The organism is Actinoplanes sp. NBRC 103695 (assembly GCF_030269485.1).
GTDB lineage: Bacteria > Actinomycetota > Actinomycetes > Mycobacteriales > Micromonosporaceae > Actinoplanes.
Map to the genome: position 1 here is coordinate 373234 of NZ_BSTL01000004.1, position 10218 is coordinate 383451.

At 72.1% G+C, this 10218-nt stretch carries 7 protein-coding genes; 5 read left to right on the forward strand and 2 right to left on the reverse strand.

Going from position 1 to position 10218, the window contains the following annotated elements:
* Nucleotides 1–30 precede the first annotated feature (30 nt).
* The 3 genes from QSK31_RS08520 (at nt 31) to QSK31_RS08530 (ending at nt 4954) form a co-directional block, all read left to right on the forward strand.
* Entirely contained in the window at nt 31–1056 is a 1026-nt protein-coding gene (locus QSK31_RS08520; protein ID WP_285682571.1) for a fatty acid desaturase family protein, read from the forward strand.
* A 200-nt stretch (nt 1057–1256) separates the two neighbouring features.
* Complete coding sequence (locus tag QSK31_RS08525) at nt 1257–1604, forward strand: STAS domain-containing protein (RefSeq protein WP_285682574.1); 348 nt, start codon at nt 1257–1259, stop codon at nt 1602–1604.
* A gap of 56 nt (nt 1605–1660) precedes the next feature.
* Nucleotides 1661–4954 (forward strand): ATP-binding protein, encoded by a 3294-nt coding sequence (locus QSK31_RS08530; RefSeq protein ID WP_285682576.1) that lies wholly within the window; start codon nt 1661–1663, stop codon nt 4952–4954.
* Here the strand turns inward: QSK31_RS08530 and QSK31_RS08535 are convergent.
* Nucleotides 4878–5684, reverse strand: a complete 807-nt coding sequence (locus tag QSK31_RS08535; protein WP_285682577.1) for an ABC transporter permease — start codon at nt 5682–5684, stop codon at nt 4878–4880. The genes QSK31_RS08530 and QSK31_RS08535 overlap by 77 nt on opposite strands.
* Nucleotides 5681–6652, reverse strand: coding sequence for an ATP-binding cassette domain-containing protein (locus tag QSK31_RS08540; RefSeq protein ID WP_285682578.1), 972 nt, complete (start codon nt 6650–6652; stop codon nt 5681–5683). Before QSK31_RS08540 ends, QSK31_RS08535 begins: the two co-directional genes overlap by 4 nt.
* A gap of 252 nt (nt 6653–6904) precedes the next feature.
* Between QSK31_RS08540 and QSK31_RS08545 the strand changes: the two genes are divergently transcribed.
* Complete coding sequence (locus tag QSK31_RS08545) at nt 6905–8710, forward strand: stealth family protein (RefSeq protein ID WP_285682580.1); 1806 nt, start codon at nt 6905–6907, stop codon at nt 8708–8710.
* On the forward strand, nt 8703–10217 hold the full coding sequence (locus tag QSK31_RS08550; protein WP_285682582.1) for a stealth family protein: 1515 nt from the start codon (nt 8703–8705) through the stop codon (nt 10215–10217). Before QSK31_RS08545 ends, QSK31_RS08550 begins: the two co-directional genes overlap by 8 nt.
* Nucleotide 10218 lies beyond the last annotated feature (1 nt).

Below are 10218 nucleotides of genomic sequence, written 5' to 3' on the forward strand. Positions count from 1 at the left end.
GGACGGGCCGGAACCTTCGATACTGAAGACATGACCGTAACCACGGCGCGACCTCGCTCTACCACCCGGAGTGACTTCGCCGAGTTGAACAAGCGAGTCACCGCACGGGGTCTGATGGAGCGGCAGCCGGCCTACTACGCCGTCCGCCTGAGCCTCGTGGCGCTGATGATGGCCGGCGGGTGGACCGCGTTCTTCCTGATCGGGTCGTCCTGGTGGACGCTGCTCGTGGCGGTCTTCCTCTCGATCTCGTTCGCGCAGACGGCGCTGGTCGCGCACGATCTCGCCCACCGGCAGATCTTCCGGACGAAACGCCCCAGCGAAATCCTCGGGCGGATCATCGCCAACATCGGCGTGGGCATGAGTTACGGCTGGTGGATGGACAAGCACACCCGCCACCACAACAACCCCAACCATGACGACCTCGACCCCGACGTGGCGCCCGAGGTGCTGATCTGGGCCACGGAGTCGGCGATCGGCCGGCGTGGGCTGGCGGCGTTCGTGACGCGTCACCAGGCGGGGCTGTTCTTCCCGCTGCTGACCCTGCTGGGCATCGACCTGAAGGTCTCCAGCGTCAAGGCGCTGCGAGCCGGTGTGGTGAAGCGGCCGGTCCTGGAGTCCGTCCTGCTGGCGGTGCACGCCGTCGTCTACCTCACGTCGCTGTTCGTCGTCCTCTCGCCGCTGCAGGCGGTCGCCTTCCTGGTCGTGCACCAGGCGGTCTTCGGCGTGTACCTGGGCATGACCTTCGCGCCCAACCACAAGGGGATGCCGCACCCGACCGGCGACGAGGACTACTTCCGCAAGCAGGTGCTGACCTCACGGAACGTGAAGGGCGGCTGGTTCGTCGACGTGGCGCTGGGCGGTCTCAACTACCAGATCGAGCACCACCTCTTCCCCGGGATGCCGACCCCGAACCTGCGCAAGGTTCAGCCGATGGTGCAGGCCTACTGCGAGGAGATCGGTGTCTCGTACGAGCAGACCACGCTGATCGAGTCGTACCGCCAGGCGCTGCGTCACCTGCACGAGGTGGGCGAGCCGCTGCGCGCCGCCCGTTCCTGACAGCTCGCTTGTTCCTCGGCCCGCGACCGGCAAGGCCGGTGGCGGGCCGAACTGCTGGACGTCGGCTCTGGTCAGGATGGCGGGCACGGACCACGAGGACGGCGCCGTCCTGCCGGCCCTTCGCGTGCCGCGGTGAGCCGGCGGCGCCTGACCATGGGGGCTACGGTTACCGGACCGACCCCACGACGTCAGGACACACCGTGACCGACCTTCCGATCTGGAGGTCCCAGGTTCACGATCAGGGCGACTCCCGCACCGTGACCATCAGCGGTGAACTCGACCTCACCGTGGCGGGCGATCTCCGCCAGATGCTGATCGCGCAGCTCGACCGCGCGGGCACCACGGGCGTGAACGCCGAGCTGTCCGCGGTGACGTTCCTCGATTCGGCCGGCCTCGGCGCGCTCATCGGCGCCTTCCAGCACGCCGACCAGCTCGGCCGGGGCTTCACCGTCAGCGGCCCGGTGCAGGGCGTCCAGCGGGTCATGCAGATCGCCGGCGTCTACGACCTGCTCACCGTCGGTGACGTGCGGCGTTCTCAGCCGGGCTGAGATCCGGCTGAGCCCCGGGGTGGGCTCGCCGGCGCGCACGCGGGATGATCGGACCCGTGGGGGACTCGGCGGTGCGGCTGCGGGTCAGGCTGCTCGGCGCCTTTGAGGTGCGCCGTGGCGAGGCCGTCGCGCCCGTTCCCGGCGCCCGGGCGCGGGGGCTGCTCGTCCGGCTCGCGCTGGCCGGCGGCCGGGCGGTCGCCCCCGGCACACTGGTCGAGGTGCTCTGGCCGCAGGAGGGCCCGGCCGACCCGGCGAACGCTCTCCAGTCCCTCGTGTCCCGCCTGCGCCGGATGCTCGGCGACGCGGGCTCGGTCGCCCAGGTGGACGGCGGCTACCGGCTCGCCGTCGACGCGGGCGACGTGGACGCGCTGCGTTTCGAACGGCTGGCCGCGGACGGCCGGGACCGGCTGCGAGCCGGTGATCCGCTGGGCGCGGCGGCGCTGCTCGGGGAGGCCGCGGAGCTCTGGGGCGAACCGGACGCGATCCTCGCGGTGGCGCCGGGGACGGCCGCCCGGCTGCGGCATCTGGCGGTCGAGGCCGGCGCCGATCTGGCCGAGGCCGAGCTCAAGCTGGGCCGCGCGGAGGATGCCGCCGAGCGCCTGGACACCCTGCTCGCGGCGCAGCCCGCGCACGAGCGGGTCGCCGCGCTCAGGATGGACGCGCTGGCCGCCCAAGGGCGACAGGCAGAGGCTCTGGACCTTTATGAGCGCGTACGCGAGGAACTGGCCGACCGTCTCGGCGCCGACCCGGGCGCCGCGCTGCGGGAACGGCACCTGCGCCTGCTGCGTACCGGATCATCGGTCGTGGCAACCGCGGAGCCGGCGCCGAGCAACCTGCCCGCGCCGCTGACCAGCTTCGTCGGCCGCGACGACGACGTCGCCCGGATCGACGCCCTGCTCGCCGCGGGACGCCTGGTGACCGTGGTCGGCCCGGGCGGGGCGGGCAAGACCCGGCTCGCGGTGGAGGCGGCCCGCCGGCGCCGGCACGAGTACCGGGACGGCACCTGGCTGGTCGATCTGACCTCGGTGACCGAACCGGCGAAGGTGGGCGCCGCGATGCTGGCCGCGATCGGGTTGCGTGGCGCGGCGCTGTTCGAGGTGGCCGGCCGGATGCGCGCCGAGGGCGACGAGCTGGGCGTGCTCGCCGAGCAGCTGGGCGGCCGGGAGTGCCTGCTGGTGGTGGACAACTGCGAACACCTGATCGACGCCGTGGCGCACCTGATCGCGGCGTTGCTGCCGCGCTGCGCGGGCGTGCGGGTGCTGGCGACCAGCCGGGAGGCGCTCGCGGTCGGCGGCGAGGCGCTGGTGCCGCTCGGCCCGCTCACCGTGCCGGAGCCGGACGACGACGTGGTCCGGGCCCGGCGCACCTCGTCGGTGCGGCTGTTCGTCGAGCGGGCGGCGGCGGTGCGCCCCGGTTTCGAGGTGGACGAGGCGAGCGTCGGCGACATCGCGAAGGTGGTGCGCGGGCTGGACGGCATGCCGCTGGCCCTCGAGCTGGCGGCGGCCCGGCTGCGCACGCTGTCACTGCCCGATCTGGCGGCCGGGCTGTCCGACCGGTTCCGGCTGCTCGGCACCGGCAACCGGACGGCCTACCCCCGGCATCGCACGCTGCGCGCGGTGATCGCCTGGAGCTGGGATCTGCTGGGCGCCGACGAGCGTACGGTGGCCGAACGGGTCTCGGTCCTGCCCGGCGGCGTCACGCCCGACTCGGCCGTCGCGGTCTGCGCCGGCACCGGCGTGCCCGCGGCCGACGTCCCCGACCTGCTCGCCGCCCTGGTCGACCGGTCGCTGCTGCAGCTCGCGCCCGGCCAGGGGCGGTACCGGATGCTGGAGACCCTGCGCGAGTACGGCGTCGAACGGCTCGCCGAGCGGGACACGCTCGGGGAGGCGCGGAGCCTCGCGGCCGGCCACCTGTCCCGGCTGGTGGCCCGGTACGACCCGCAGCTGCGCGGCGCCGGCCAGCTCACCGCGATGCGGGTGCTGCGCGCCGAGTACGACAACGCGCTCGCCGCCCTGCGCCACCTCTGCGACACCGGCGACCCGGGCGCGGTCAAGCTGGCCCTGAACCTGTCCTGGTACTGGCAGATGTTCGGCCGGCACCAGGACGCGGTCTACTGGCTGGGCGAGGCCCTCGCCGTGCCGGCCCGCCGGGAGGGCCTCGATCGGACCATCGCCGAGGCGTTGCGGCAGCTCAACATCATCGCCGGCCGGGCCGGGTCGACCATCGAGGCGATCAAGGAGCACGAGACCCGGCTGCGCGCGCTCGCCGGCCGGCTGGCCGGGTATGCGTCGTTGCCGGGCATGGCCGCGCCGCTGGCCGCGGTGACCTACTTCTTCCTCGACGACGACGAGTCGGGGGAGGCCATCCTCCAGCGCCTGATCGACGGGCCGGACCCGTGGATGGCCGGGCTCGCCCGGCTGTTCCGGTGCCAGCAGGCCGAGAACCGGGGCGACACCGACCAGGTCCGCGTCAACGTGGCCGAAGCGCTGGCGTGCTTCGGGGCGGCCGGCGACCGCTGGGGCCTGGCCACGGCGTTGCCGATGCGCGCGATGCTGCGCCAGTACGACGGCGACCTGGACGGCGCCTTCGCCGACCTGAGCCAGGCCAAGCTGCTGGCCTCCGAGTTCGGATCGCTGAGCATCAACGACGAGATCTTCATCGACCTGCGCTGGGTCGACCTGAACATGCGCCGCGGTGACACCGAGGCGGCGCTGGCGGTCCTGGAGTCGGCGCAGGACCGGGCGCTGCGGAGCTCCACGCCGGAACTGACCGTCCTGATCGACGCGCTGGAGGCCGGGATCCGGGCGCGGGTCGGCGACCTGGACCGGGCGACGGAACTGGTCGAGCGGGCCGAGGCGGCGATGGCGGCGATGTTCGAGTTCGGCGGCGATCACGGCCGGGCGCTGACCGGCTCGGTGCGGGCGTGGCTGTGCGTGCGGCGGGGCGACGGGCCGGGCGCCGAGAAGGCTCTGGCCATCGCGTACGCGGCGGCGGTGGAGAGCCGGGACATGCCGATCCTGTCGATGGTGGCGGTGACCGCGGCCCACCTGGCCGAGCTCTACGGGCAGCACCGGGAGGCGGCGCTCCTGCTCGGGTCGGCGGCCCGGCTGCGGGGCGCCCACGACCGCAGCGACCCGGAGATCCGTGAGCTGAGCGGCCGCTGCCGGGCGGCCCTGGGTGAGGCCGCCTTCGCCGCCGCGTACTCCCAGGGGTGGGAGCTGGACGGGAAGACGGCCTCGACCCAGGTCGATCCGGCGCGGCTGCGTCAGGCCCTCATGCCCGGCGGGCGTAACCCCGCAGAGCCAGCGGCACGAACACCAGCAGCAGACCGGCCATCCACGCCAGCGTGACCACCAGGTGGCTCGCCACCGGGCCGCCGATGAGCAGGCCGCGGATCGTGCTGACCAGCGGCGTGATCGGGTTGACGTGCACGAACCACTGCAGCCAGCCGGGCAGCGTGCTGGTCTGCACGAACACGTTGCTGCCGAACGACAGCGGGAAGACCAGCAGGAACATCAGGCCCTGCACGGCGCCGGGGGTGCGGACCAGCATGCCGACCCACACCGAGATCCAGCAGAAGCAGAGGCCGAAGGCGACGGACAGGCCGACCGCGGCCAGCGCCGGGACGAACCCGGTCTGCACCCGGAAGCCGATCAGCATGCCGAAGCCCAGCATGACCACGCACACGGTCAGGTAGCGGACGATGTCGGCGGCGACCGCGCCGACCAGCGGCGCCGAGCGGGCCACCGGCAGGGACCGGAAGCGGTCGAAGACGCCCTTCTCGATGTCGGCGTTGAGGTTCTGGCCGAGCGCGATGCCGCCCATCGCCAGCGACTGGGCGAGCATGCCGGGCAGCAGGAACTGCAGGTAGCCGGCCCGGTCGCCGCCGGAGATGGCGCCGCCGAACAGGTAGGTGAACAGCAGCAGGAAGATCACCGGCTGCAGGGTCACGTCGAGCAGCGCCTCGGGGGTGCGGGCGGTCTTGATCAGGCTGCGGCGCGCGAGGGCCGTGGCGTGCCGCAGGAGCGCGGCCGCGGACCCGCCACGGGGGTGGTCGAGGGTCGCGTCGAGGGTGGTCATACGAGCTCCTTGGCGGGGACGCCTTCGGTCAGGGAGTGGAAGACCTCGTCCAGGCTGGGCAGGTGCAGGGCCAGGTCGGTGACCTCGATGCCGGCCCGGCGCAGGGCCGGCACCGCGATGTCGAGGGCGGTGTCGCCGGTGACCGGGACGGAGACCGCGCCGGGGCGGGCGCCGGCGGCGGTGTCGGGCGAGGAGGAGGTGCCGGGGGCGGCCACGGCGTCGAGGATCCGGAGCACGTCGGGCACCCGGGACTCCTCGGCCGGGCGTACCCGCAGCGTCAGGCCGCCGACCCGGCGCTTGAGCCCGTCGGGGGAGTCGTGCGCGATCACCCGGCCCTTGTCGATCACCACGATCTCGTCGGCCAGCGCGTCGGCCTCCTCCAGGTACTGCGTGGTGAGCAGGACGCTGGCGCCCTGGGTGACCTGGTTGCGGACGACGCCCCACATGTCCTCGCGCTTGGCCGGGTCGAGGCCGGTGGTCGGCTCGTCGAGGAAGATCACCTCGGGGTGGCCGACCAGGCTCGCGGCCAGGTCGAGGCGGCGGCGCATCCCGCCGGAGTAGGTCTTGGCCATCCGCCCGGCGGCCTCGGCGAGGTCGAACCACTCGAGCAGCTCGGCGGCGCGGCGCCTGGCGTCGGAGGTCCGCAGGTCGAGCAGCTGGCCGATGAGCACCAGGTTCTGGGTGCCGGTCAGGTCCTCGTCGACCGAGGCGTACTGGCCGGTGAGCCCGATTCGCCGGCGTACCCGTTGAGGTTCCTTCAATACGTCGATGCCGGCCACGAACGCGCTGCCGGCGTCCGGGCGCAGCAGGGTGGCGAGCACCCGGACGGCGGTGGTCTTCCCGGCGCCGTTCGGACCCAGCACGGCGAGCACGGTGCCGCGGCGCATCGTCAGGTCCACGCCGTCGAGCGCCTGGGTCTTGCCGAACCGCTTGCGGAGTCCTTCCGCCCGTACCACGAGATCAGTCATGCCCCCGAGAGTGGCGGGCGCCGCTGGCACGGACCGCACACGGCGCTGTCACCGGGCTGGCACGAAACTGTTGCACCGTTGCGCGCGATTCGTCCGAACGGACTAGGGAAGTCAGACCGGTTGGCCATTCATTCACCTGATGTTCGGGTGAATGGGGTATCGCGAGTTTGGCTCGCTTGCCCCTCCCTCGTACGGTACTCACGCGTAGCCATCCGTCGATATGACACGGATGGGCGCAAACGGGGAGAACGAATGATCGCGCATCGGCTTTACCGGGCGCTGCCGCGGAACTATCGGCTTCGTCTGGTCAATCTACTGCCGCCGCACCGGCGACTGTGGCTGGTCCGCAGGCTGACCCGCCTGGGCGGACGGCGCACCTCCGCGCCCATCGGCTCGGTGGTGCCCGCACGCGACGCCGGGACCACGGTGCACGCCACTGTCTCGGACAACGCGTCGCCGGCTTCGGCCCTGCTGCGCAACCTGAACGCGGTGGTCGCCGCGCTGGAGACGGCGGGCATCGACTACTTCTGCTTCCGGCACGCCGACGAGCTGCGCAGCGCCGTCGGGGTCGCGGCGGCCGACCGTGATCGCACCATCGCGCTGCTGCACAGTGCCCCCGAGCTGCGTGGGGCCACCGTGGAGCAGGGCGATCTCACCGAGACGGAGTTCCGCGTCCGCCGGGGCGGCAAACGCGCGGTCCGGGTCTACTTCCCGGTCACCGACCCGCACGCGACGACCGTGCTCGGCGCCGGCGTGGCCTGCGAGATCGAGTTCTGGCGCCGGATCAAGGGCGTCGGCGGCGCACCGGACATGATCGTGACGCCGCGCCGCAACGCCGTCGCGTCCGAGCTGCCGGCCGTCGCCGAGTCCGTGCGGGCCGACGCGAGCACCCTGCTGCCGTTGCTGCCGCACGGCTCGGGCACCACCACCTACCGGTCTCGTCCCGAGTACGCCGGGACGCCGTCGGACTCCGTGACCTTCCCGATCGACGTCGTCTACACCTGGGTCGACGGCAGCGACCCGGACTGGATGCACCGCAAGAACGCGGCGCTGGCCCAGATCGGGCGCGCGCAGATCAACGAGATCGCCGCCAACTCGTCCCGCTTCACCAGCCGCGACGAGCTGCGCTACTCGTTGCGATCGATCGTGTCGTTCGCGCCGTGGGTGCGGCGGATCTTCCTGGTCACCGACGACCAGCTGCCGCCGTGGCTGGACGAGTCGCACGGCATGGTCACCGTGGTCAGCCACCGCGAGCTGTTCGGGGCGACCGGCAAGCTGCCCACCTTCAACAGCCACGCCATCGAGTCCCGGCTGCACCACATCAACGGGCTGGCCGAGCACTTCATCTACTTCAACGACGACATGTTCCTCGGCCGGCCGCTGCGCGCGTCGAAGTTCTTCCACGGCAACGGGATCGCCAAGTTCTTCCCGTCCAGCGCCCAGCTCGCTGCGGGGCCGCCGACGGTCTACGACGCCCCGGTCACCGCGGCCGGCAAGAACAACCGGTCGCACATCGAGGAGCGGTTCCGGCGCACCATCACGCAGAAGATGCAGCACGTCCCGTACGCGCTGCAGAAGAGCGTTCTCCAGGAGATCGAGGACAAGCTGCCGGACGAGGTGCTGCAGACCGCGGCGCACCAGTTCCGCCACCCGGGCGACCTGTCCATCCCGTCGTCGCTGCAGCACTACTGGGCGTACCACACTCGGCGGGCGGTGCCGGGGACGATCAAGTACACCTACGCCGACCTGGCGCACCCGTCCACCCCGGTGCAGCTGGCGTTCCTGCTGGCCCGCCGGCACTGCGACGTGTTCTGCCTGAACGACACCGAGTCGGCCGAGGTGGCCCTGGCCGAGCAGGCGGCGATGCTGGCCGACTTCCTGCCGCGGTACTTCCCGTTCCGGGCCCCGTTCGAACTGTCCGACGTGGACACCGAGCGGCTGGCCGGGCTGAGCGCCAGCGAGATCGCGCAACGGCGCGGCATCGGCGCCACCGTGACCGGCCTGACCATTCCCGAGCAGTCCCGGCGGACCCCCGCACCAGGAGCCATCCGTGCCTGAGATCGTCATCAACCTGCACCCGCGCCAGGTGCACGAGCACCCGCACCTCACGCCGGTCGAGGCTCGGGCACTGAACCTGGCCGCGGTCACCGACGCGCTCACCGCGGCCGGGGTCGACCACTTCGTCGTCCGCGGGATGGACGACCGTACGCCCGTGGTGGGAGTCCTGGACGAGGACCGTGCGGCCGTGCTGGCGGCACTTCCCCGGACCGACTACGTGACGTCCGTGCTGCCCCGCCCCGCGGTCCGCGACCAGCTCCACCCGGCGAAGGCCGGCAGCACCTGGCGCAAGCTGGCCGAGGCCACCGTGCTGCGGATGGTCTGGTTCCGCGCCGACCCGACCCACCACCTGGTGCTCGGCCCCGAGTACGGCTGTGACGTCGAGTTCTGGAAGCGCACCGAGGACGACCGCCTGGTGGCGCCCCGCCCGAACCGGGTGGCGAAGGTGCTGCCCGCCGCGAGCGTCAACGTGGACGTGCCCGCCTCGGTCTTCACCCGGCTGCTTCCCCGGGGCGGCGCCTCGACCCTGCGGACCCGGCCGGAGATGGGTGTCACGCTGCCCGGCGAGATCGACTTCCCGATCGACGTCGTCTACACCTGGGTGGACGGCCAGGACCCGGAGTGGCAGCGGCGGCGGGCCGAGATCACCGGCGAGTCGTACCACGCCGAGGCGTCCAGCGCGGCCCGCTTCCTCAACCGCGACGAGCTCAGGTACTCGATGAGGTCGCTGCACGCGTACGCGCCGTGGGTCCGCAATGTCTTCGTCGTCACCGACGATCAGGTGCCGGCCTGGCTGGACACCACGCACCCCAACGTGCGGGTGGTCAGCCACAAGGAGATCTTCAGCGACCCCAGCGTGCTGCCGGTCTACAACTCGCACGCGATCGAGAGCCAGCTGCACCACATCGACGGGCTGGCCGAGCACTTCCTCTACTTCAACGACGACATGTTCATCGGGCGGCCGCTCGCCCCGCAGGCGTTCTTCCTCTCCAGCGGGCTGTCCAAGTTCTTCTTCTCGCAGAGCCGGGTGCCGATCGGCCCGATCACCGAGGCTGACACCCCGGTCGACGCGGCGTGCAAGAACAACCGGCGGCTGATCGAGGACCGGTTCGGCACGACCATCACGCAGGTGTTCGAGCACGTCCCGTACCCGTTGCGGCGCAGCGTGATGACCGAGATCGAAGAGACCTTCCCCGACGAGTACGCCCGGACGATGGCTTCCCGGTTCCGCAGCATGACGGACCTGTCACCGGTGTCGAACCTGCACCACTACTACGCCTTCCAGACCGGCCGCGCGCTGCCCGGATCCGTGAAGTACGGCTACGTCCAGCTCGCCGTCAGCGACCTCGCGCAGCGGCTGGCCCGGGCGCTGGCCCGCCGGGACTGGGACGCGTTCTGCCTCAACGACGCGTTCTCCACCGAGGAGGAGATGCTCGCCCAGCACGCGGTGCTGCACCCGTTCCTCGAGGCCTACTTCCCGGTGCCCAGCCCGTACGAGAAGAGCTGAC

Coding starts and splice junctions, on each gene's coding strand:
- QSK31_RS08520 (WP_285682571.1), top strand. CDS start 31: ATGACCGTAACCACGGCGCGACCTCGCTCTACCACCCGGAGTGACTTC.
- QSK31_RS08535 (WP_285682577.1), bottom strand. CDS start 5,684: ATGACCACCCTCGACGCGACCCTCGACCACCCCCGTGGCGGGTCCGCG.
- QSK31_RS08540 (WP_285682578.1), bottom strand. CDS start 6,652: ATGACTGATCTCGTGGTACGGGCGGAAGGACTCCGCAAGCGGTTCGGC.
- QSK31_RS08545 (WP_285682580.1), top strand. CDS start 6,905: ATGATCGCGCATCGGCTTTACCGGGCGCTGCCGCGGAACTATCGGCTT.